The sequence below is a fragment of the Listeria goaensis genome, assembly GCF_900186125.1.
GTDB lineage: Bacteria > Bacillota > Bacilli > Lactobacillales > Listeriaceae > Listeria > Listeria goaensis.
Window position 1 is genome coordinate 25,563 of sequence record NZ_FYBQ01000009.1, and the last position, 21,000, is coordinate 46,562.

At 39.6% G+C, this 21,000-nt stretch carries 24 protein-coding genes; 7 read left to right on the forward strand and 17 right to left on the reverse strand.

Translation table 11 applies throughout. From position 1 onward, the window contains the following. Positions 1-31: 31 nt before the first annotated feature. The 9 genes from CFT42_RS10525 to fur form a co-directional block, all read right to left on the reverse strand. Positions 32-748 (reverse strand): response regulator transcription factor, encoded by a 717-nt coding sequence (locus CFT42_RS10525; RefSeq protein ID WP_088809622.1) that lies wholly within the window; start codon positions 746-748, stop codon positions 32-34. A gap of 206 nt (positions 749-954) precedes the next feature. Continuing rightward, the gene (locus tag CFT42_RS10530; protein WP_088816111.1) at positions 955-1,695 is read right to left on the reverse strand and encodes a pseudouridine synthase; all 741 of its coding nucleotides are present in this window, start codon (positions 1,693-1,695) and stop codon (positions 955-957) included. Then, the gene (scpB, locus tag CFT42_RS10535; protein WP_088809620.1) at positions 1,695-2,282 is read right to left on the reverse strand and encodes an SMC-Scp complex subunit ScpB; all 588 of its coding nucleotides are present in this window, start codon (positions 2,280-2,282) and stop codon (positions 1,695-1,697) included. Before scpB ends, CFT42_RS10530 begins: the two co-directional genes overlap by 1 nt. Then, positions 2,275-3,021 (reverse strand): segregation/condensation protein A, encoded by a 747-nt coding sequence (locus CFT42_RS10540; protein WP_088809619.1) that lies wholly within the window; start codon positions 3,019-3,021, stop codon positions 2,275-2,277. Before CFT42_RS10540 ends, scpB begins: the two co-directional genes overlap by 8 nt. 4 nt (positions 3,022-3,025) lie before the next feature. Next, positions 3,026-4,336 (reverse strand): diaminopimelate decarboxylase, encoded by a 1,311-nt coding sequence (gene lysA, locus CFT42_RS10545; protein ID WP_088809618.1) that lies wholly within the window; start codon positions 4,334-4,336, stop codon positions 3,026-3,028. A gap of 133 nt (positions 4,337-4,469) precedes the next feature. Further along, entirely contained in the window at positions 4,470-5,288 is an 819-nt protein-coding gene (locus tag CFT42_RS10550; RefSeq protein WP_088809617.1) for a purine-nucleoside phosphorylase, read from the reverse strand. Between the two features lie 21 nt (positions 5,289-5,309). Beyond that, a complete protein-coding gene (gene deoB / locus CFT42_RS10555; protein ID WP_088809616.1) occupies positions 5,310-6,494 on the reverse strand; it encodes a phosphopentomutase in 1,185 nt (394 codons plus the stop codon). 22 nt (positions 6,495-6,516) lie between these two features. Continuing rightward, entirely contained in the window at positions 6,517-7,410 is an 894-nt protein-coding gene (gene xerD / locus CFT42_RS10560; RefSeq protein WP_088816112.1) for a site-specific tyrosine recombinase XerD, read from the reverse strand. A gap of 130 nt (positions 7,411-7,540) precedes the next feature. Further along, positions 7,541-7,990: a ferric iron uptake transcriptional regulator gene (gene fur, locus CFT42_RS10565; RefSeq protein WP_088809614.1), complete on the reverse strand. Its 450-nt coding sequence runs from the start codon at positions 7,988-7,990 to the stop codon at positions 7,541-7,543. A gap of 319 nt (positions 7,991-8,309) precedes the next feature. Between fur and CFT42_RS10570 the strand changes: the two genes are divergently transcribed. Together CFT42_RS10570 and CFT42_RS10575 are read left to right on the forward strand one after the other, a co-directional pair. Then, positions 8,310-9,152 (forward strand): ABC transporter ATP-binding protein, encoded by an 843-nt coding sequence (locus tag CFT42_RS10570; RefSeq protein WP_088809613.1) that lies wholly within the window; start codon positions 8,310-8,312, stop codon positions 9,150-9,152. Beyond that, positions 9,130-10,128 carry an NAD(P)/FAD-dependent oxidoreductase gene (locus CFT42_RS10575; RefSeq protein ID WP_369821463.1) on the forward strand — a complete coding sequence of 333 codons (999 nt, stop codon included), beginning with the start codon at positions 9,130-9,132 and terminating at the stop codon, positions 10,126-10,128. Before CFT42_RS10570 ends, CFT42_RS10575 begins: the two co-directional genes overlap by 23 nt. Before the next feature lie 81 nt (positions 10,129-10,209). Here the strand turns inward: CFT42_RS10575 and CFT42_RS10580 are convergent, their stop codons facing one another. Next, entirely contained in the window at positions 10,210-10,767 is a 558-nt protein-coding gene (locus CFT42_RS10580) for an NUDIX domain-containing protein (protein ID WP_088816113.1), read from the reverse strand. Between the two features lie 221 nt (positions 10,768-10,988). On the opposite strand from CFT42_RS10580, the gene CFT42_RS10585 reads away from it, so the two are divergent. Together CFT42_RS10585 and CFT42_RS10590 are read left to right on the forward strand one after the other, a co-directional pair. Beyond that, on the forward strand, positions 10,989-11,636 hold the full coding sequence (locus CFT42_RS10585; RefSeq protein ID WP_088809611.1) for a 5-bromo-4-chloroindolyl phosphate hydrolysis family protein: 648 nt from the start codon (positions 10,989-10,991) through the stop codon (positions 11,634-11,636). Beyond that, positions 11,629-12,822 (forward strand): toxic anion resistance protein, encoded by a 1,194-nt coding sequence (locus CFT42_RS10590; protein WP_088809610.1) that lies wholly within the window; start codon positions 11,629-11,631, stop codon positions 12,820-12,822. Before CFT42_RS10585 ends, CFT42_RS10590 begins: the two co-directional genes overlap by 8 nt. 53 nt (positions 12,823-12,875) lie before the next feature. Here the strand turns inward: CFT42_RS10590 and CFT42_RS10595 are convergent, their stop codons facing one another. The 4 genes from CFT42_RS10595 to rnz form a co-directional block, all read right to left on the reverse strand. Then, positions 12,876-13,382 (reverse strand): GNAT family N-acetyltransferase, encoded by a 507-nt coding sequence (locus CFT42_RS10595; protein ID WP_088809609.1) that lies wholly within the window; start codon positions 13,380-13,382, stop codon positions 12,876-12,878. A 12-nt stretch (positions 13,383-13,394) separates the two neighbouring features. Further along, positions 13,395-14,465, reverse strand: coding sequence for a DNA polymerase IV (gene dinB / locus CFT42_RS10600; RefSeq protein WP_088809608.1), 1,071 nt, complete (start codon positions 14,463-14,465; stop codon positions 13,395-13,397). Between the two features lie 92 nt (positions 14,466-14,557). Next, positions 14,558-15,349 carry an SDR family NAD(P)-dependent oxidoreductase gene (locus tag CFT42_RS10605; protein WP_088816114.1) on the reverse strand — a complete coding sequence of 264 codons (792 nt, stop codon included), beginning with the start codon at positions 15,347-15,349 and terminating at the stop codon, positions 14,558-14,560. Between the two features lie 9 nt (positions 15,350-15,358). Next, positions 15,359-16,273 carry a ribonuclease Z gene (gene rnz, locus CFT42_RS10610; RefSeq protein WP_088816115.1) on the reverse strand — a complete coding sequence of 305 codons (915 nt, stop codon included), beginning with the start codon at positions 16,271-16,273 and terminating at the stop codon, positions 15,359-15,361. 233 nt (positions 16,274-16,506) lie between these two features. On the opposite strand from rnz, the gene zwf reads away from it, so the two are divergent. Further along, the gene (zwf, locus tag CFT42_RS10615; protein WP_088809605.1) at positions 16,507-17,988 is read left to right on the forward strand and encodes a glucose-6-phosphate dehydrogenase; all 1,482 of its coding nucleotides are present in this window, start codon (positions 16,507-16,509) and stop codon (positions 17,986-17,988) included. Between the two features lie 140 nt (positions 17,989-18,128). Here zwf and CFT42_RS10620 read toward each other — a convergent pair whose 3' ends face one another. Then, positions 18,129-18,797, reverse strand: a complete 669-nt coding sequence (locus tag CFT42_RS10620; protein ID WP_088816116.1) for a uracil-DNA glycosylase — start codon at positions 18,795-18,797, stop codon at positions 18,129-18,131. A gap of 238 nt (positions 18,798-19,035) precedes the next feature. On the opposite strand from CFT42_RS10620, the gene CFT42_RS10625 reads away from it, so the two are divergent. Both CFT42_RS10625 and CFT42_RS14850 read left to right on the forward strand, forming a co-directional pair. Next, entirely contained in the window at positions 19,036-19,467 is a 432-nt protein-coding gene (locus CFT42_RS10625) for a YueI family protein (RefSeq protein ID WP_088809603.1), read from the forward strand. Positions 19,468-19,484: 17 nt separating this feature from the next. Further along, complete coding sequence (locus CFT42_RS14850; RefSeq protein ID WP_088809602.1) at positions 19,485-19,622, forward strand: hypothetical protein; 138 nt, start codon at positions 19,485-19,487, stop codon at positions 19,620-19,622. On the opposite strand, the gene CFT42_RS10635 is transcribed toward CFT42_RS14850, so the two are convergent. Together CFT42_RS10635 and CFT42_RS10640 are read right to left on the reverse strand one after the other, a co-directional pair. Next, positions 19,599-20,066, reverse strand: a complete 468-nt coding sequence (locus CFT42_RS10635) for a DUF6884 domain-containing protein (protein WP_088809601.1) — start codon at positions 20,064-20,066, stop codon at positions 19,599-19,601. The two genes, CFT42_RS14850 and CFT42_RS10635, sit on opposite strands and share 24 nt — an antisense overlap. After that, positions 20,063-20,584: a GNAT family N-acetyltransferase gene (locus CFT42_RS10640; protein ID WP_088809600.1), complete on the reverse strand. Its 522-nt coding sequence runs from the start codon at positions 20,582-20,584 to the stop codon at positions 20,063-20,065. Before CFT42_RS10640 ends, CFT42_RS10635 begins: the two co-directional genes overlap by 4 nt. Positions 20,585-21,000 lie beyond the last annotated feature (416 nt).

Below are 21,000 nucleotides of genomic sequence, written 5' to 3' on the forward strand. Positions count from 1 at the left end.
ACAACCGATTCAACCTGTCCATCTATTTTACTTAATCTTCTGGGACTTCAAATTTATAGCCCAGCCCCCAAACCGTTACAATCATTTTGGCAGCATCTTCAGAAACATCAAGTAATTTTTCTCTTAAACGTTTTACATGTGTATCAATTGTACGCAAATCCCCAAAGAATTCATATCGCCAAACTTCTTTTAAAAGTGATTCGCGATCAAAAACTTTATCTGGTGATTTAGCTAAGTAATATAACAAATCATATTCTTTTGGTGTTAAATTAATTTCAGTCCCATCAACAATAACTCGGTGTGCTTCATTATCGATGCTAAGGTGAGGGAAATTAATCATATCCCCAGGCGTAGCAGAAAACAAATTTTTGTCTTGTTGTTTTGCGCGCCGAAGAACAGCCTTAACGCGTAGTACAACTTCTCTTGGACTGAATGGCTTTACAATATAATCATCTGCCCCCACTTCAAATCCTTGCACGCGATTTGCCTCTTCGCCTTTTGCCGTTAGCATAACGACTGGTGTCGCCTTATACTCACGTAGTTCTCTACAAACTTCGATACCATCTTTTCCTGGCATCATTAAATCGAGCAATATCACTTCGTAATTATTGTTTAAGGCCATATGAAGTGCTTGATCACCATCACTTGCCTCTTCAATACGAAAATTTTCTCTTTCCAAATACATTTTCAAGAGCCGACGAATACGATCTTCATCGTCAACAACAAGCACTTTTACTTGATCACTCATAAGTACTCATCCCCCACATTCTCATTTGCATTTCATCTACTCTGTTAGAGAGAATCATTCTGCACGATTAACTTTATAAGCAGCTAAAATAGTACCCACATACTCTTTTAGTGCCTTTACTACTTTATTAAATAGCTTGTCTATTAAATTATACATGTTTTTTTAAAAACAAGCTATTAGAAACTTTTCTTTGTCGAAAAAAACTATCATTGTCCAGAAGGTTTTTGACCGAATTTGGCAAATGCTTGCAATTGTTTAACTTCATGATGACTAAGCTCTCGCCTTTCTCCAGCGTTCATTCCTCTTAAATCTAAAAAGGCATAACCTTCACGTGAAAGTTTTTGAACTGGATGACCAATTGCTTCAAACATTTTTCTTACTTGGCGATTTCTACCTTCATGAATAGTAATTTCAACAATTGATTTACTTTTTCCTTTATCAAAAGATCGCATTCTCACTTTGGCTGGCGCCGTCTTTCTTCCATCAATGATAACACCGCGTTCTAAATTTCTAAGCGCCACCTTTTCAGGAATTCCTTTTAAGCGAGCAATGTATCTTTTCTCCACTTTAAATTTTGGATGCATTAATAGATTAGCAAATTCTCCGTCATTTGTCATGAGAAGTAACCCCGAAGTTTCATAATCAAGTCTTCCCACTGGATAAAGCCTCTCTTCAATATCCAAAAAATAGTCCGAAACAACTTTTCGCCCTTTATCATCTGTTACAGCAGACACGACACCCCTAGGCTTATAAAATAAAAAATAACGATGAATTTCTTTTGTAATTTCAATACCTTCTACTTCGATACGGTCAGAACCACTGACCTTCACGCCTAATTCCTTTACGACTTTCCCGTTCACTTTTACTTTACCTTCTTGGATAAGCACTTCTGCTTTTCGTCTTGAAGTCACCCCTGCATTTGCAATCGCTTTTTGCAATCTTTCCATTATTCGTCTTCCTCCGTTCGGTTAAATTTATCAAAAAACAGATCCAATTCATCTTGTTCCGGTTCCGCCGAAGGTTCTGCAAGTTTTGGCAGCTCTTCAATACTACTCAAACCAAAGGCATCTAAAAATTCGCTTGTTGTGACGTATAACTTGGCACGGCCAGCTCCGTCTGCTCGACCTCTATCCGTTATGAGTCCTTTAGCGACAAGCGTGCGTATTGGACCATCCGTTTTCACACCACGAACTTCATCAACTTCCATACGTGTAATCGGTTGGTTATACGCAATAATCGCAAGCGTTTCAAGAGAAGCTTGTGAAAGAGAGCCTGAGTGTGGTGCCTCCACCAATTTGCGCAAGTATTCAGCATGCTCTTTTTTCGTAGCAAGCTGAAAAGACCCAGCAAGTTCAAGAAGAATAAGGCCACGAGAATCGTCCTGTTCATAGCGTTCCCCGAGGCTCTCCAGCAAGTTCAATGCTTCAATATAGGTGATTTCCATCGTTTCCGTTAATTGCTTTGTCGAAAGCCCCTCATCACCTGCCGCAAAAAGCAAGCTTTCTAACACGCCAATTTGTTGCTCTTTATTCACTAATTTCCCCTCTACCTTCTACATACAAGTCTTCTAAGCTTCCAGATTGCTCAACCGAAATTAATTTTCGCTTCATCAATTCGAGCAGTGCAAGAAAAGTTACGACAAGCTGGTCTTTCGTTCCTTTTTCGAACAAATCATCGAATTTCATTTTCCCTTTAACTTGATTTAGCTTCTCTAAAACTTCATCCATACGGGCGTCGATAGAAATTTCCTGTGTGGTGATACGCGTATGAAGCGGCTTATTGAGTTTTTGCCGACGCAGTAACTTATTGAAAGCCCCCAGCATATCGTTTAGCGTCACGTCAAGCTCCACCGAAGTTGTGCCATCATCATATTCGCCTAAATCCATCGGCGCTTTACTAAAGTAGAAACTGCGTTCGTTTTCCTTTTCCTTTAAATCTTTCGCCGCTTCTTTATAACGTTTATATTCCATTAAACGTTCAATCAACTCATCACGCGGGTCAAGTTCCGGATCAAACTCGTCAAAATCTTCTTCAAGCTCTTGTTTTGGTAGTAACATCTTACTTTTAATCGCAAGTAGCGTAGCCGCCATAACCAAGTATTCGCTTGCCACATCTAACTCCAAAAATTGCATTGTATGAATGTATTCCATATATTGCTCAGTAATTTCAGCAACTGGAATATCATAAATATCCACTTCCAATTTGCCAATAAGATGTAAAAGTAAGTCAAGTGGCCCTTCAAATGCCTCTACTTTAAAATTCATTTCCATCATGCGTTCACCACGGTAAATCGTTTTGCACTAGATTTTCATACGATTCGCGTCGCACAACAAGTTTTGCGTTACCATTTTCCACAAATACAACTGGCGGACGTGGAATGCGATTATAGTTGCTTGCCATCGCATAACCGTAGGCTCCTGTACAAAATACCGCTAGCACATCACCAGAATTTGATTTTGGAAGCGGCAAATCCCAAATTAACATGTCACCAGACTCACAACATTTCCCAGCAATTGAAACAGTTTCTTCAGTCTCAAGTAGTGGTGCATTCGCAAGCACAGCTTCATAATGTGCCTCGTAAAGCGCAGGACGAATATTATCACTCATGCCACCGTCAACCGCAACATATTCTCTAACACCCGGAACTTCTTTTCTAGAACCAATTTTATAAAGGGTCGTTCCCGCTTCCCCCACTAACGAGCGGCCCGGTTCAATCCAAATTTCAGGAACGCGCAACCCATTTTCATTCGCCATTTTCTTCACTTCTTGGATAATTTCCTTCACATATTCAGAAGGCTCAAGCGGCTTGTCCTCTTCCGTATAACGGACACCAAATCCACCACCTAAGTTTAAAACTTGTGAGTCAAACTGCAATGTGTCATGCCACTCCACCAGTTTTTCCATAATGCGATGAGCAGCCATAATAAACCCTGTTGTTTCAAAAATTTGGGAACCAATGTGGCAATGAAGCCCGATTAAATCAAATTGATTCGGTGCAGCCAAAATGCGTTTAATGGCCTCTTCCGCTTGACCATTTGTTAAACCAAAACCAAATTTTGAATCATCTTGCCCCGTCAATATGTAATCATGCGTGTGCGCTTCAATTCCAGGAGTTACACGAACTAAAACAGGCATTTTAGTCGCCCGTTTTTCAAGTATTTCCTTTAACAATTCAATTTCATAATAATTATCGACCACGATACAGCCAATGCCATAGTCAATCGCCATTTCAATTTCTTCCGCCGTTTTATTATTCCCGTGGAAATGAATCCGTTCAGGTGGGAAATTCGCTTTCATCGCCGTATAAAGTTCACCGCCTGATACAACATCAAGCGATAAGCCTTCCTCTGCCATAAGTTCATAAATCGCAATGGAAGAAAATGCTTTACTTGCATAGGCCACCTGCGCACGAACGCCTAACTTTTCAAATGTTTTCTTAAATCCTCTGGCACGCTCACGAATTAGCGCTACATCATAGACGTATAAAGGGGTTCCAAATTCTTCGACTAACTTTAATGTGTCTACCCCTCCGATTTCTAGATGTCCTTCCGTATTCACATTCATAGTCCCAAAACGTTCAAATGTCACGCCTATCCCCCACCTTTACCAAAGAAATTTAATTTAAGTTCTTTACTATAGTAGCATAAAGGGCACTTCGGAAACAATAACAATCTAAATAAAAATACCTTTACTAAAAAAGTAAAGGTATCGAATACGCCTATTAATTTAATTCGCCAACAATTGCTTTGACGTATGTTAAAAATGTGCTTCTAACTTTGTCAGTGGTTTCAATAACTTCGGCGTGAGATAACGGCTGGTCTAAAATTCCTGCCGCCATATTTGTAATGCAAGAAATCCCTAAAACGCGCATGCCAGCGTGTCTTGCCACAATGACTTCCGAAACCGTCGACATTCCAACGGCGTCAGCGCCCAGTGTGCGCATCATGCGAATTTCGGCTGGCGTTTCATATGTTGGACCGCTGAAGCCTGCATAGACGCCTTCTTGAATGTTAATTTCCAATTTGTTTGCCAGTTTTCTTGCTGTTTCGCGTAACGAAAGTTGATATGCTTCTGACATATCCGGAAAGCGGGGGCCAAAATGGTCTTCATTTTTTCCAATAAGAGGATTGGTTCCCGTAAAATTAATATGGTCGGAAATCAGCATCAAATCGCCCGCTTTGTAAAGCTCGTTCACACCGCCAGCCGCATTTGTCACAATCAAAATTTCGACGCCAAGCTCCTTCATCACGCGAACAGGGAACGTAACGTCTTGCATGGAATAGCCTTCATAAAAGTGAAAGCGTCCTTGCATCGCAACAACTCGCTTATTTTGAAGTTCACCGAAAACAAATTGGCCAGCATGCCCTTCTACCGTTGAAACTGGGAAATGTGGCACTTGATCATAAGATAATTGAACAGGATTTACAATTTCATCTGCCAAAACGCCTAACCCGGAACCGAGAATGAGTCCAATTGTTGGACGTTCTTGATAACTTTCTCTAATTTTTGCTACTGCTTCGTTCACTTTTTGAGTGCTCATGTCTTTACTCCTTCTTTTCTATTATTTTAAGTCGTGTAAAAAACTTTTACCATATTCAGGCATTTTAACAGCGAAGTTTTCAGCAACCGTTGCACCTAAGTCTGCAAAAGTTTCGCGAAGTGGTAACGCTTTTCCGCCATCTTTAAAGCGTTTGGAATACACAAGAAGTGGTACATATTCACGCGTATGATCGGTGCCGCGGTAAGTGGGATCATTTCCATGATCCGCTGTAATCATTAATAAATCGTCTTCCGCCATTTTTTCAAATACTTCTGGAAGTCGTGCATCGAATTCTTCAAGTGCACGTCCGTAGCCTTCTGGATCGCGGCGATGACCGAATAACGCGTCAAAATCAACTAAATTGAGAAAACTCATACCTTCAAACGGTTTGTCTAAAACTTGTACAAGTTGGTCCATTCCGTCCATATTAGACTTCGTACGGATGGATTCTGTGACGCCTTCCCCGTCAAAAATATCGGAAATCTTGCCAATCGCAATGACATCCTTTCCACCGTCTTTTAGCGCATTCATAACAGTTGGTTTAAATGGCTTAAGTGCGTAGTCGTGGCGATTCGCCGTCCGTTTAAACGCGCCTGGTTCCCCGACATAAGGTCGTGCAATAATTCGCCCTAGCATGTAAGGGTCGTCAAGCGTAATTTCTCGACAAAACTCACAGATTTCGTAAAGCTCTTCAAGCGGGATAATATCCTCATGCGCCGCAATTTGCAGCACCGAATCAGCAGATGTGTACACAATTAGTGCGCCGGTTTTCATTTGTTCCTCGCCGAGCTCATCTAAAATTTCCGTACCGCTAGCAGGTTTATTGCCAATTACTTTCCGCCCCGTCTTATCTTCAATCTGCTTAATTAGCGCATCCGGAAAGCCGTCAGGAAATACACGGAAAGGCGTATCAATGTACAGTCCCATAATTTCCCAGTGCCCGGTCATCGTGTCTTTCCCACGCGACGCTTCTTGCATTTTCGTAAAGTAGGCAAGTGGTTTCTCTTCTTTTTCTATGCCTAAAACGGGTTCAATGTTGGAGAGGCCCAGTTTGCCCATTTCTGGCATGTGTAAGCCTTTCATGTGTTCAGCAATATGACCAAATGTATCGACACCAAAATCGTCAAATTCGGCCGCATCCGGCGCCTCACCAATCCCAACTGAATCCATCACAACAACGTGAATACGTTTAAACTTTTCAACCATTTCCTCATCGCCCTTCTATAATTTATGCGCGCGGATGAAACTCTTTGTAGACATCTTTTAAACGCGCCTTTGTTACATGTGTATAAATTTGTGTCGTCGAAATATCTGAATGACCAAGCAGTTCTTGAACAGAACGCAAATCTGCCCCGTTTTCAAGTAAGTGCGTCGCAAATGAATGCCGTAACGTATGCGGGGTAATCGGTTTTTCAATGCCCGTCTTTTTCGCAAGTTGTTTCAAAATTTTCCAAAACCCTTGCCTTGTAAGCCCGTTTCCGTGATGATTCAAAAAGACAAAATCATTTCGATTAGAAGACTTCCTAAGTTTTGGTCGACCGTTTCGCAAATATTCTTCCAAAACCGTTGTCGCCGTTTTCCCAAGCGGAATGATACGCTCTTTGTTCCCTTTTCCAATCGTTTGAATAAAGCCCATATGTAAGTGAAGGTCATCCATTTTAAGTTGCACCAGCTCAGTAACACGAAGCCCTGTCGCATAAAGCACCTCAAGCATCACTTGGTCGCGCAAGCCAAGCGGCGTATTCGTATTTGGCGCATCTAGCAGCTTCTCAACCTCTGCAAGACTAAGCACTTTAGGTAAACTTTGCGCTTGTTTTGGCGTCTCAATTTGGATCATTGGATCGCCTTTAATTTTACCATCATGAAGTAAAAAATGAAAAAACGAACGAAGTGATGCAATGTAACGTGCCACCGTACGCGGCGACTTCCCGTCATTTCTAGCCACACTAATAAATGCCACAATATCTTCACGCCCAACCTTTTCAAAATCATCATCGTTTGATTTTTCCTTGTAGAAGTTCGCAAAGTAAAGCAAGTCGCGTTTATAGGCAGCAAGCGTATTCATCGATAAACCACGTTCAACAGATAAAAAATGCAAAAAATCCTCAATTAAATCGTTCATTTTCTCGCCTCCTGCCCATTCATTTTAACATGAAACCCTTTTCTGGTGAACTTTTATCTGCTCACTCCGAAATTGTTGTTTTTTTCATATAATTAAAAAAGAACTACTACATTCTTGTAGCAGTCCCAAACTATTTCTTGCTTTTTTTCTTGCAGTCTGAACAAACACCTTGAAACGTTAAACGATGGTCTTTAATAAGAAAATTCCAGCGCTGTTCAATTATTTTCTCGACATCTTCAAGCAAGTCTTCTTGAATCTCTTCCACCGATCCGCATTCTAAGCAAACAAGGTGATGATGGAAATGCTTGGCACCTTCTTTACGCAAATCATAACGCGATACGCCATCACCAAAATTAATTTTATCGACAACACGCAGCTCCGTTAAAAGTTCGAGCGTCCGATAAACCGTTGCAAGGCCCGTATCAGGCGCGATATTCTTCACACGTAAAAAGACTTCTTCTGCACTTAAATGATCTTTTTCATTTTCCAGCAAAACACGAACTGTCGCTTCACGTTGCGGCGTTAATTTATAACTCGCATCATGAAGCTGAGCCTTAATTCGTTTAATGCGACCTTCCATATAGACGCCTCCCTTTAAAAATAAATATTCTCAATCAGAAACCATTATTTAGAATTATTATTATTTAGAAATGAGTATCTTCACATTTCAACACTCTAAAAATATCCGCATTTCCATTCAGATAACTATGTTTATAACGATAACATAATTTACAAAAACTGTCTATAGTGATTATCATTTACAGTAAAAATCAAGATTATTTATAATTATTATTATTTATAATTTTTACTTCCTAAAAGTTTGCCTTGAAAGTTACGCCTAAAACGTCTATACTAAATTCATTGAGAATCATTATCACTAAAATAAATGGAGTGATTTTATGCAAAACTTATATACAGAAAACCTGCAAATTGCTTATGATAAACGAATTATTGTTGACTCATTAAATATATCTATTCCTAAGGGAAAAATTACCGCCCTAGTTGGCGCAAATGGTTCTGGAAAATCTACCATTTTAAAAACAATGTCTCGCCTTATGAAACCAAGTAAGGGACATGTCATTTTAGATGGTAAAAAAATCCATCAAGTCGCGACAAAGCAAATTGCGAAGGAACTTGCCATCTTGCCACAAAATCCGACAGCTCCCGGCGGCTTAACGGTTTATGAACTCATTGCTTATGGCCGCAGTCCTCATCAAACTGGTTTTAAAATCAGCAGTAAAGAGGATCAACATATGATTGAATGGGCGCTTAAAATGACGAATCTTGAAGAGTTTAAAGACCGCCCTATTGAAAACTTATCTGGTGGTCAAAGACAACGCGCTTGGATAGCGATGGCACTTGCACAAGATACATCCATTTTATTTTTAGATGAACCTACTACCTTTTTAGATATGACACACCAATTAGATGTGATGAACATTTTGAAGCAGTTAAATCAAACTGAAAATCGTACCATCGTTATGGTCGTACATGATTTAAACCATGCTTCACGGTACGCTGAACATATGATTGCCATCAAAAACGGGCAAGTTGCCGCAAGCGGAACACCTCAAGAAGTGATGACTTGCGAAATTTTAGAAGATGTTTTTAATATTAAAGCCGATATTTTAATGGACCCTAGAAGCGGCGTACCGCTTTGCCTGCCATATGAAACTTGTAACGGTTGTGAAATTAAAGATGTTGTAAGGGAGCTTGATCATGTTGAAGCCATCTCTATTTGATGTCACCATAATTGGTGGCGGCCCAGTCGGTTTATATGCCGCATTTTATAGCGGTCTTCGTTCTATGAAAACAAAAATTATTGATGCTGAACCAGATGTTGGCGGCAAAATTCGCTACTTCTATCCTGAAAAGCTGATTCATGATATTGGCGGCATCCCTGAAATTCTCGGTGCTGATTTAGTCGCTAATTTTACGAAACAGGCGGAAACGTTTAATCCGACCTTTGTTTTAAACACCCGCGCAACGTCTGTCGTCAAACAAAATGATGGCACTTTCTATATTAAGACGGACGACGGGACCGTTCATTTAACCAAAACGATTATTATTGCAGTTGGTAGCGGGACTTACAAAATGAATCCGCTCGAAGCTCGTTTTGCGGAAAATTTCCCAGCACAGATTCACTATCATTTGCGCGATTTGGAAAAGCTTAGAGATAAGAAAGTCGTCATTTCAGGAGGTGGCGATGCGGCGCTTGATGCAGCATTGATGCTTCTTCCGATTGCTAAAAGTGTTGAACTTATTTACCGTGGCGATGACTTCAAAGGCTATGAGGAACGCGCGAAAGCCGTTCATTCTTCTGGTATTACGACACATTTGCACCACGAGATTACAAGCTTACATGGTGATGAAAATTTGAAAGAAATTGAATTAACTTGTAAGCATTCTGGGGAAAATAAAAAAGTTATGTGCGATGCGGTTTTTGTCAATCACGGCGTTGAAGTCGATATTGGTACGATGCGTGACTGGGGATTTGCAACTGAAGAATGGGGCATAACAGTCGACAAAGAAATGCAGACGACTGTGCCAGGTATTTATGCTTGCGGCGATGTCGCCTGCTATCCGAGAAAAATTCGAATTATTGCAGCGGGGCTTCACGAAGGTCCAATTGCTGTCAATAGCGCGAAAAAATATTTGGATCCAAATGCGGCGCCAGAAGCAATGGTTAGCACACATCACGAGCATTTTATGCACTAAAAAAGGTTGGGAATTTTGAGCCACCAAAAAAAGTTAGACCTAAAATCTAACTTTTCGGGGGCATAACATTTTCCCAACCTTTTACTGTTCTTCTGCTTTTAATTGTTCTAACTCTAAATATTGAATTGCAAACATTGTTTTGGCATCGCAAATTGAAGCTTCTTCAATTAACTGCTTGGCTTCATCTAAAGTGACTTCTAAAACATTGATAAATTCATCATCATCTTGGGCTAAAGGTTTATTTTGTTTATGTAAGCCTCGTGCGACATAAATATGGATAATTTCATCAGCAAAGCCTGGTGCCGTGTAAAAAGAAGTTAATAACTCTAGTCCACTTGCCTTATAGCCTGTTTCTTCTTCTAGTTCACGTTGTGCTGTTTCTTCTTTTGGTTCATTTACTTCCATTTTACCTGCTGGAATTTCAACGACTGTTTTCTCTAAAGGTTTACGATATTGCTCGACCATAACAATTTTCCCATCGTGTGTAATCGGAATAATCCCCACTGCTCCCGGATGTTTAATGAGCTCTCTTTTCGCGATTTTACCGTTTGGAAGGCGCACATTTGCTACAGAAAGCTCCACAACACGTCCTTTAAAAATGGTTTCCTCACTAATTGTTTTTTCTTCTAAATCCTTCATTTAGAGCACCTTCTTTCTATTTATATATTTTAACATAAAATTTGGTCCGAGATGAATTTACATCGCACGACTGATAACATCATTTCTTCAATTATGGTATGATGAAGTCAAATCAAACATCCTTTCTAAAAAGAAAAAATCTTGTATAATGAAAGTAAGTAATCCCAAGAGATTACATAAATTTATTTTTTAGAATAGGTATCTGAAGGAGAAGATAAACAATGACTACATTTAAAAAGATTATGGCGTTTACAGGTTCCATTTTTATCGTCATCGTGTTATTCGGTATTCTTTCAGCCATCTTAAAGAGTAGCTGGCTTCTGATTGCTTTAATCACCATTGCTGTAGCTTCTATTCTGTTTTTCTTTTCTGCAAAAGCAGGTGACCAAGCTTTAACCGAAAAGACAGGTTTAACAAAAAAAGAATTCAAATATATTCGCTCAAATTTAGAGGAAGCGCGTCTTAAAATAATGCGCCTTCAAAAAATCATGTCTACAAATAAAGGACTCTATTCTTTTCAAGAACGTAACAAAACACTTCAACTGGCGAAAAGAATCTATGGGATTGTAAAAGATGAACCAAAACGTTTTTACGAAGCGGAAGATTTCTTCTTCTCCCACCTTGATTCACTTGTAGAACTTACTGAGAAATATGCTTTTCTTGAGAGCCAACCTGTTAAAGATAAAAAAATCTATCAAACTTTGTCAGACACTCGCTCACTTTTAAATGATTTGAGCCGTGTGATTGAAAAGGATTTGTTTACACTCCTTAATCAAGATGTTAACAGTCTTGATTTTGAGCTTGAAGTTGCTAAAAACTCAATTTCCAAGCAAAAACAAAAGTTCGAAAGGAGCTCGAAACATGAGTGAGAACAGTGAAAAAAAAGAATTAAATCAAACTGAATTACTTGAGAAAGATATGAATCATACATTAGATGATTTACTTAGCAATCCATTCGGAATGGATGATACAAAAAACACGAGCATTACGAATAGCGAAAATGACGCGGCGCCTCGCCTCGTAGATATGCTTCCTGAAAGCAATAAACGTCAGGCTCTTGAACTGAGCAAACAAATTGATGCGGGAAATCAGGCGGCCATTCTTGGATACGGTGCACCTGCTCAAGCGAAACTTCATGATTTTTCGCACTCAATGCTCGCCCACGTGCAGAAGCAAGATGTTGGTCCGATTGGGGATATCATTAGCGACTTGATGTATCGACTGCAAGAAGCTGATCCAGACGAGCTTGCTGCACGCAATAAAAATATTTTCACAAAAATGTTTCACCGTGTGAAACAATCGATTAATGAAATCACGTCAAAATATCAAAAAATTGGCACCCAAATCGACCGAATTGCTTTAAAACTAGAGCATTCGAAAAAACGCTTGATGGAAGATAACTCCTTCTTAGAGCAACTTTATGATAAAAATAAAGATTATTTTCAAGCTTTGAATATTTATATCGCGGCTGGCGAATTGAAGCTTGAGGAAATCAATGATAAATTGTTGCCTGAACTTCGCAAAAAAGCTGAAGAAACTGGCGATCAAATGGATTTCCAAGAAGTGAATGATTTGACGCAATTTGCTGACCGTCTTGAAAAACGTGTGCATGACTTAAAACTTAGTCGGCAGATTACGATTCAACAAGCACCGCAAATTCGTTTAATCCAAAATACGAACCAAGCGTTAGCTGAAAAAATTCAATCGTCCATTATGACGGCTATTCCGCTTTGGAAAAACCAAGTGGCGATTGCCTTAACACTTTTAAGACAACAACAAGCAGTTGAAGCACAACGTCAAGTTTCTGAAACGACAAATGAACTTCTGAAACGCAATGCTGACATGCTGAAAACAAACGCGATTGAAACTGCGCGTGAAAACGAAAGAGGTATCGTGGATATCGAAACGCTTAAACATACGCAATCAAGTTTAATTGAAACACTGCAAGAAACACTTAAAATTCAACAAGAAGGCCGTGCTAAACGTGCTGCAGCAGAAAAAGAACTCGTTTCTATGGAACAAGAACTAAAAGATCGTTTAATTGAATTACGTTAAAAATACTATAACTTAAACGTGTCGCGCAAAACTAGGCTTTGGAATCTCAAAGCCTAGTTTTTTAATGTGCGGTACATTAGTGTCACCGCATAGAACTTGTCGTGAACGCGGAAATAATCGGGATACTCCCCCGCCACATTAAATCCGAATTTTTTATATAACAGAAAGGCAGCTCGGTTCTCACTCACAACTTCAAGCGTCAAAATGTGCAGACCGGCTGTTTCGGCCGAATGGACAAGCGCCTCCAGCATTTGCGAGCCGATTCCTTGTCCCCAAAACGCTTTTTTCACAGAAAGTGAAATCTCCCCGCGGTGCGCCATTCGCTCTTTAGGCGGCACAATCACAAGCCCAACGCTAATTAGCTCATCATGTTCATAAGCCACGAGCATACAAGCCTTTTGATGATAAAAATAATCTTCGATGATGGCTTCTTCGTCTGAACGGGAAACTAAAAATTCATTTTTCCCAAAAGTTAAAAATGAAGTTTCTCCCCCAACACCGTTTAAATAACGAATAATATTTTCGGCATCCTTTTTTTCAGCAACGCGAATTGTAACCATATACTCCTCCTTTTATATACCTTCTAGGCGCATATTTTCAAAATGAATGGGTTTTAAGTTTGTGACGGTCAAACCGATTAGACGAATAGCTTCTTTACCATCATAAACATCATTTAGTAGCGCGGCTCCGGCTTCGTATATCATTTGGCGATCATGGATATAATCGGTAAGCGTCATCCGTTTTGTTATCGTCGTGAAATCACTATATCGCAGTTTTAAGACTACCGTTTTTCCGTGCTTTTGGATTTTAAGTAGTCGCGTTTCAATCTTTTCCGCAAACCGCATTAAACTTTTTTCAAGCAGAGCTTCATTTAAAACATTTCGTTCGAAAGTGGTTTCTTTCCCAACTGATTTACGGTCACGATGCGGATTAACAATGTTATTCGAACGACCTCGCACGTGGCGATACAAGTAGTAGCCATGTTTATGGAACTCTCGAATCAAATCCCATTCACTCCATGCTTTTAAGTCTTTACCCGTTTTTATGCCTAAACGATGCATTTTTTCGGAAGTTACTTTTCCTACTCCATAAAATTTGTCAATGGGAATAGTTTCTAAAAATTGTTCAGCTTTTTCTGGCGGGACGACTGTCAGACCGGCTGGCTTTTTATAATCGGATGCTATTTTAGCAATAAATTTATTGTAGGACACTCCAGCAGACGAAGTGAGGCCTAATTCATTGTATATCGCATATTGGATTTCCCTTGCGATAAGTGTTGCGGAAGTCATGTTTTTTTTATTTTCTGTCACATCTAAATACGCCTCGTCCAACGAGAGCGGCTCAATGATGTCCGTATAGCGTCTGAAAATATCGCGAATTTGGCTAGAGATTTCCATATAGTGCTCCATGTTTCCATGAATGAAAATCCCTTCTGGGCATAGCTTAACTGCTTGTTTTGTGGGCATTGCAGAGTGTACACCAAATTTACGCGCTTCATAAGAACAGGTCGAAACAACACCGCGCTTGTTTGGATCGCCGCCGATTATAAGCGGTTTCCCGCGGTACTCAGGATGGTCGCGTTGCTCAACAGAAGCATAAAACGCATCCATATCAATATGAATTATCTTTCTGCTCACATCCATGTTAAGCCACCCTTTCGAAAACGAACGTTTGTTCTATTTCCATTATACCAGAATCTTAATTTTTTTCAAGAAAAAAAACGCCTAATATGGCGTCATTTTTTCATGAAAGCATTTCGCCCAAAAAACTCGACGACACTCGGCATTACTTGATAAATTCTTGTCCCTATGTTCATCAAAAATGGCAAATTCACCTCGCGCCGATTTTTCCCAATGATTCGGATTGTTTTTTCAGCTACTTTTTCGGGTTTTAAAACGAAAAATCCTACGCTTTTTAAATACTCTCCTGATTCATCTGCAAGGTCAAAAAAGTTTGTCGCAATCGGTCCAGGATTCACCGTTGTCACCTTAATGTTGTCCGCCTTTAGTTCCATCCTTAACGCATTTGAATAGCCTAACACCGCAAATTTGGTTGCCGCATACGCACTCGATTTTGGCGTCGCAATTTTGCCGGCTTGAGAAGCAATATTTACAATATGCCCGCTTCGTTTTTCCTTGAAATGCGGAATAAAAAGTTGCGTCAAGCGAATGAGTCCCAAAACATTCGTATCAAACATCGCTTCCACCGTTTCAAACGGAGTGTTTTCTGCCGTTTCAAACAGACCAAAGCCAGCGCAATTGATTAGCACGTCGATATCGTGAGCCTGTAAAATTTCTTTGATTATTTGTTCCATAGCAAGAAAATCTGTCACATCGAGCGGGTAGACGTGTGTACTGACTTGGTAGTCACGTTCAATACGCGCACTAATTTCGGTAAGCTTAGCCGCATTTCGCGCAATCAAAATAACACTCGCTTCTGATTTCGCCGCATAATGGGCTAAATTTTCGCCAAGACCGCTTGAAGCGCCCGTTATTAGAACCGTTTTTCCTTTTAAAAAAGAATTCATTTTTGCCTCCTAAATAGTAAAACTAGCAAAGTCTTCGGCGATATCCGTATTTGGAAACACTTCACGCGCCTCGTCGCAAAGCTGTAAACTGGCTTCCTTGTCGTACCGCGAGCTAATATGCGTCAAAATAAGATGTTTCGCGCCAGCAATTTGGGCAAGCTTGGCCGCATCGGTTGTCGTTGAATGCATGTATTCTTTCGCCATCTCTTCTTTAGACGCTTCAAACGTCGCTTCATGCACAACGATATCTGCATTTTCCGCTAACGCTCGCTCGTTCTCTTGTGGCCTCGTATCACCAAAAATCGCAATAATGCGCCCTTTTTGTTTTGGCCCAATAAACGCCTCACCATCAATCATTCGACCGTCAGGAAGCGCCACTTTTTTTCCTTGCTTTAATTCCTGATAAAGTGGCCCTGCCGGAACCCCTTCCTGCTTAAGTCGTGCGGCATCAAGTGTCCCCGGCTTATCCGCCTCAACCAACCGGTAACCAAAGCTCGAAATGCCGTGATCGAGCTCATCACAAACAACTTGCCACTGATTGTCGCGGAAAATTTCGCCTGGTTCAACTTCTATGACCTGAAGTGGGTAGGTCAAATGAGAACCACTAAGTTCCAAAGAATTTTCGATAAAGGCAGCTATGCCCGTCGGACCATAAACTGTCAATTCTGTTTCTCCGCCTTGAAATGAACGGCTGCTTAAAAGACCGGGCAAACCAAAAATATGGTCGCCGTGTAAATGTGTAATAAAAATTTTTTCAAGTTTGCTTAGCCGAATTGAACTGCGCAAAATTTGATGCTGCGTCCCTTCTCCGCAATCAAACAGCCAAATCGCATTTCGCTCATTTAACATGGAAATGGCAATTGATGTGACGTTGCGATTTTTTGAAGGCACTCCCGCACCTGTCCCAAGAAAAATAAGTTCCATTTTTCTCCCAACTTTCTAAATCAATATGTTCCATTTTATCATACTCCTTCAAAAATGAAATGAATTCTCGAAATAAAACGTTTTCATTTTAAATTCACATTCTTTTTCTAGTTCAAACAGTTGCACAAACATACTTTAATGGATAAAATAGTATGGAGCTATAGAGCTTTTTGTGCTCGAATGGATTTATGTAATCCTTGTTAAAGCAGAAACGAGAAAGAGGGTAAGTGCGTATGACAGATAATTTAGAACAAAAAGCTTTGATTACAATTTTTGGCGGTACGGGAGATTTAGCAAATCGAAAACTTTACCCTTCGCTATATCATTTATTTAGCAAAGGCTATTTAAAGAAAAATTTTGCTGTAATTGGAACTGCGCGCCGGGAATGGAGTAATGATTTCTTTCGAGATAAGGTGAAAGAATCAATTCAAGATATTGCCGCTTCAAGTGCTGAAGCAGATGAATTTGCTAGTCATTTTTACTATCAGTCACATGATGTCACCAATAAAGAGTCCTACGTTTCGCTTAAAACATTGTCAGATGAACTTGATCAAAAATATGATTTAGCTGGCAATCGTATTTTCTACTTAGCTATGGCGCCGAACTTTTTCGGCATTATTGCAAGCCGCATCAAATCTGAAGGCTTTGTTGATACGAAAGGTTTCCATCGTTTAATTATTGAAAAACCGTTTGGGCATGACTTAGAAAGTGCTCATGAATTAAATGATTCCCTTCGTGAAGCTTTTCATGAAGATGAAATCTACCGTATTGACCATTACTTAGGGAAAGAAATGATTCAAAATATTTCCGTTATTCGCTTCGCTAATTCTATTATCGAATCACTTTGGAATAATCGTTATATTGACAATATTCAAGTTACGCTAAGTGAAGTTTTAGGTGTTGAAGACCGCGGGCGTTACTATGATGAAAGTGGTGCACTCCGCGATATGGTGCAAAACCATATTTTGCAAATTGTTTCCTTACTTGCCATGGAACCGCCTATTAAACTTTCCACCAAAGAAATTCGTCATGAAAAAGTACGAGCACTACGTTCTCTTCGCGTTTATGAAGGTGAAGAAGTGTTAGAAAACTTCATTCGTGGGCAATACGGTTCTGGTCACGCATTTGGTAAAGATTTAAAAGGTTACCGCGAAGAAGACAATGTGAATCCAGACTCCAATACCGAAACGTTTGTCGCGGCGAAACTATTAATTGATAATTTCCGCTGGACTGGCGTCCCGTTCTATATCCGAACTGGTAAACGTTTAGCTGCCAAAGCTACACAAATTGCGATTCACTTTAAAAACGTCCCAATGAACCTTTTTGGTAGCGATATGTCACTAGGCGGCAATGTGCTCGTCATTCATATCCAACCTAATGAAGGTATCACTTTACATCTTAATGTTAAAAAGCCTGGTCAAGGTATGGAAACCATGCCGATTAATTTAAACTACGCTCATTCTTCTCCAGACGGAATGAACACACCAGAAGCATACGAAAAACTCATTTTAGACTGCTTACGCGGTGATGCCACTTACTTCTCACATTGGGATGAGGTAAGTCTATCTTGGAATTTCATCGATCACGTAGCAGATGTTTGGAAAAACACGAAGGGACACTTCCCGAATTATAAACCTGGCACGATGGGGCCAGATGAAGCAGATGAACTACTCGCTAAGGACGGCTTTAGCTGGTTTAAAGTTCATGAAGAATAAAAAACAAGCGGCGAGGAATTAAATCCTCGCCGCTTGTTTTTAAACATTGTCCGCACTTTTATGGCTAATCGCAAAAGCTCTGCTTCTGTTTTTGGCTCCATTTGGGAATTTTAATGCCTCTAATCTTATCATTACTTCCCTTAGCTGTTTATATTTTGGAGGGCCCAATCAATTTTCCCGCGCCCAGATTTTTCGAGAAAGTCATTTGCTTTTGAAAATGGTTGGCTTCCAAAAAATCCGCCATTTGCTGCAAGTGGTGATGGGTGTGTTCCTTTAATTAAATAATGTTTTGGATTCGTCACACCTTCTGCTACCTTTTGAGCGTGGTTGCCCCAAAGAATAAACACAAGTGGTTCGGGGTAATCATTTAGTTCAGCTAACACTCTTTTCGTGAAAGTAGCCCAGCCATATGATTTATGGCTTCCCGCCGCCCCTTCCTGAACGCTCCAACTTGTGTTCATCATCAAAACACCTTGCTCCGCCCAACCACCTAAATAACCATGATTTGGCGCATCAATATTTAAGTCCGTTTTCAACTCTTTATACATATTTCGCAAGCTAGGCGGAATTTTTTGCCCCGGTTTAACCGAGAAACTAAGTCCATGCGCCTGCCCCGAGCGGTGATACGGATCTTGCCCGATAATGACCACTTTAGTCTTTTCATATGGGCATAATTTAAAACAGGAAAACATATCTTCTTCAGGTGGATAAACATTTCCTAAACGACGTGCCGCACCAACTTTTTCCATCAGTTCGACAAAATAAGTTTCATTCGCTTCCTGCTCTAAAAATTCACTCCAGCTTTTCATTAAGCTTACACCTCTTGCTTTCTTTTTTGACTAAAAAGAAAATATACGCCTAGCATACTTTCTAAGCCTCATCTTATGTATTTTTTTAGATTGCCCTAACTTATACTACAAAACGTAGTTATAAAAATTATATCATACCTAGAAGTTAAAAATAAAGTGCAAATTGATTATTCAAGCTTGAATTTAAATGGGCACATGCTAAAATGAAAGAGAATAATCTTAAAGGAGCAGTTGTAAAATGGCTGATAATTTGCAAGACTACATCGACAACGGGTTATATGGTCCGAAAGAATTGAATCCAGCAGAAAAAAAGAAATATTTGGGAACGTACCGAGAACGCGTCATTGTTGCGTTAAATAAAAGTGAAGTTCTTTCTAAAAAAATGTTGCCTGAACTAGAAGAAAAGGTTCTCACGTATGAAGGTTCCAAATTACTTTTAAATGGCGCACTTGGATACGCGCTGCTTCGGCCATATATTCAAATTGCTGAACGAACGAAACACGAGTTTTCAATTGTGTCACGTGAAGAAGAGGATACCGATATTTATCTCGTTTTAGCCGATACAAAAGAAGTGAATATCGAAGACGTCCATTTACATGCGGAGCAAAAGGAACCTGAAAACACAGAGAAACGCTCCCTTTTAGACAAAATCAAAGAAATTTTAAATTAGCATAGGAGGTTTAAAAGATGTTACACATAGTTGTTGTCGCATTATGCGCGCTAATGCTAATTCAATCACTTTACTTTTTCATTCGAAAAAACGTCAATATGGGCGTACTTTTCTTATTAATTACAGCCGCTTTATTCATGCTCACACGCATTTAACGGCTGATTGGACAAAATGGCTTGTTTCAATTTTGCCTGCATCACGCCAATTCCCGAGTAGCCAATGAGTGGCTGCACAAATTGCTGCGTACCACCTGTGATTTGTTCCAGAAGCGGACCATATTTTTTGCCACCAAGTAGAATAATTGATTCTTGATTTTCAAGTTTTAATGCGCGCCACTGCGCTTTTAGTGCGTCTAGTTGAATAGTTTCAGCTGTGACGCCTTTTTGATTGAAACGGACATCATATGTTTTCAAAAGGGTATCATTTGGGTGCAGGAATCCGTATTTGGGGGACAAAATCACGTATTCATCTGCAAATTTTTCTGCGTAAGCCTGACAGAGTTTATGAAACGTTCCAGTGTATGCTTTTCTTGCCTGACAAGGACCATATTTTGGATTTTTATCCCATATCTTAGGTTTCCCAGAAGGAATTATCATCATGTTTGATCCAGCTCCCAAAGTGTAATTTTCCCGCCTAGTTGCATTTCATCGTGGCCTTCTCGGTATTTAAAGCCGGTGCCTTGTAAAACATGTATCGAAGCTAAATTATGCTCAAATGACCGCGCAAAAATGCGGGTTATTTTTTTCTGCGCGACAAGCCACAAAACCATTTCAGCTAACGCCTCTTTCATGTATCCATGGCCTTGATAGCTTTCTACAATGCTGTATCCGAGCTCAATTTCTCCTGTTTCGTCGGGATTCCCTTGCCCACCAATTTCACCGATTACAATGCCTTCTTCTTTTAAGACAACAAGTTTTGTCCACTTTGTCATCTCAGGTTTGTTTTTCACATTTTCCAGAACATATGGTAAATAAAAAAAGAAATCGATTCCCGGCCATTCTTCTGAAACATCGTATCCCGTCACTTTTTCGAGCTCTGAAATACCTTTAATTGTGGCCTCAATCATTTCAAATGTATATTCAATTAAAAGCAACCGTTTTGTTTCCAAAGGTTCCATTTTATTCCCTTGCTTTCCTCATCAAATTTACTAATTTAAACTTATCAAAAAAAGCTCCACTTGTATACTTTTGGGCCCATCGTGATAAAAATATAATAATTTTAATCAAAAAGTAAAACTATTCTGTTTTCTTTTTTTATTTTCATTGAGAAAGCGTTTTCTTTTAAGTTATAGGTGGATTGTTATACCTGGTACTAATTTATCATTTTTCTATTCTCAATTATTGAATCGTCTAAACTGACAGAAAATTTTCAAATAACTGTTGACTTCTACGAGCAACACGTTTATATTTAATTATAACATTACATCACTTGCTAGATTTAAAGCTTTGATGTGGTAAATTATGAATGCTATATCCCATTTTGATTAAAAGGAGTTAATGACCATGAAACAAGTATCATTTAATGCCGTCATTA

What these genes read in the sequence shown, in the direction of transcription:
- CFT42_RS10525 (WP_088809622.1), bottom strand. Translation starts at nt 748, where the DNA reads ATGAGTGATCAAGTAAAAGTGCTTGTTGTTGACGATGAAGATCGTATT.
- CFT42_RS10530 (WP_088816111.1), bottom strand. Translation starts at nt 1,695, where the DNA reads ATGGAAAGATTGCAAAAAGCGATTGCAAATGCAGGGGTGACTTCAAGA.
- CFT42_RS10540 (WP_088809619.1), bottom strand. Translation starts at nt 3,021, where the DNA reads ATGATGGAAATGAATTTTAAAGTAGAGGCATTTGAAGGGCCACTTGAC.
- CFT42_RS10550 (WP_088809617.1), bottom strand. Translation starts at nt 5,288, where the DNA reads ATGAGCACTCAAAAAGTGAACGAAGCAGTAGCAAAAATTAGAGAAAGT.
- deoB (WP_088809616.1), bottom strand. Translation starts at nt 6,494, where the DNA reads ATGGTTGAAAAGTTTAAACGTATTCACGTTGTTGTGATGGATTCAGTT.
- xerD (WP_088816112.1), bottom strand. Translation starts at nt 7,410, where the DNA reads ATGAACGATTTAATTGAGGATTTTTTGCATTTTTTATCTGTTGAACGT.
- fur (WP_088809614.1), bottom strand. Translation starts at nt 7,990, where the DNA reads ATGGAAGGTCGCATTAAACGAATTAAGGCTCAGCTTCATGATGCGAGT.
- CFT42_RS10570 (WP_088809613.1), top strand. Translation starts at nt 8,310, where the DNA reads ATGCAAAACTTATATACAGAAAACCTGCAAATTGCTTATGATAAACGA.
- CFT42_RS10575 (WP_369821463.1), top strand. Translation starts at nt 9,130, where the DNA reads ATGTTGAAGCCATCTCTATTTGATGTCACCATAATTGGTGGCGGCCCA.
- CFT42_RS10580 (WP_088816113.1), bottom strand. Translation starts at nt 10,767, where the DNA reads ATGAAGGATTTAGAAGAAAAAACAATTAGTGAGGAAACCATTTTTAAA.
- CFT42_RS10585 (WP_088809611.1), top strand. Translation starts at nt 10,989, where the DNA reads ATGACTACATTTAAAAAGATTATGGCGTTTACAGGTTCCATTTTTATC.
- CFT42_RS10590 (WP_088809610.1), top strand. Translation starts at nt 11,629, where the DNA reads ATGAGTGAGAACAGTGAAAAAAAAGAATTAAATCAAACTGAATTACTT.
- CFT42_RS10595 (WP_088809609.1), bottom strand. Translation starts at nt 13,382, where the DNA reads ATGGTTACAATTCGCGTTGCTGAAAAAAAGGATGCCGAAAATATTATT.
- dinB (WP_088809608.1), bottom strand. Translation starts at nt 14,465, where the DNA reads ATGGATGTGAGCAGAAAGATAATTCATATTGATATGGATGCGTTTTAT.
- CFT42_RS10605 (WP_088816114.1), bottom strand. Translation starts at nt 15,349, where the DNA reads ATGAATTCTTTTTTAAAAGGAAAAACGGTTCTAATAACGGGCGCTTCA.
- rnz (WP_088816115.1), bottom strand. Translation starts at nt 16,273, where the DNA reads ATGGAACTTATTTTTCTTGGGACAGGTGCGGGAGTGCCTTCAAAAAAT.
- zwf (WP_088809605.1), top strand. Translation starts at nt 16,507, where the DNA reads ATGACAGATAATTTAGAACAAAAAGCTTTGATTACAATTTTTGGCGGT.
- CFT42_RS10620 (WP_088816116.1), bottom strand. Translation starts at nt 18,797, where the DNA reads ATGAAAAGCTGGAGTGAATTTTTAGAGCAGGAAGCGAATGAAACTTAT.
- CFT42_RS10625 (WP_088809603.1), top strand. Translation starts at nt 19,036, where the DNA reads ATGGCTGATAATTTGCAAGACTACATCGACAACGGGTTATATGGTCCG.
- CFT42_RS14850 (WP_088809602.1), top strand. Translation starts at nt 19,485, where the DNA reads ATGTTACACATAGTTGTTGTCGCATTATGCGCGCTAATGCTAATTCAA.
- CFT42_RS10635 (WP_088809601.1), bottom strand. Translation starts at nt 20,066, where the DNA reads ATGATGATAATTCCTTCTGGGAAACCTAAGATATGGGATAAAAATCCA.
- CFT42_RS10640 (WP_088809600.1), bottom strand. Translation starts at nt 20,584, where the DNA reads ATGGAACCTTTGGAAACAAAACGGTTGCTTTTAATTGAATATACATTT.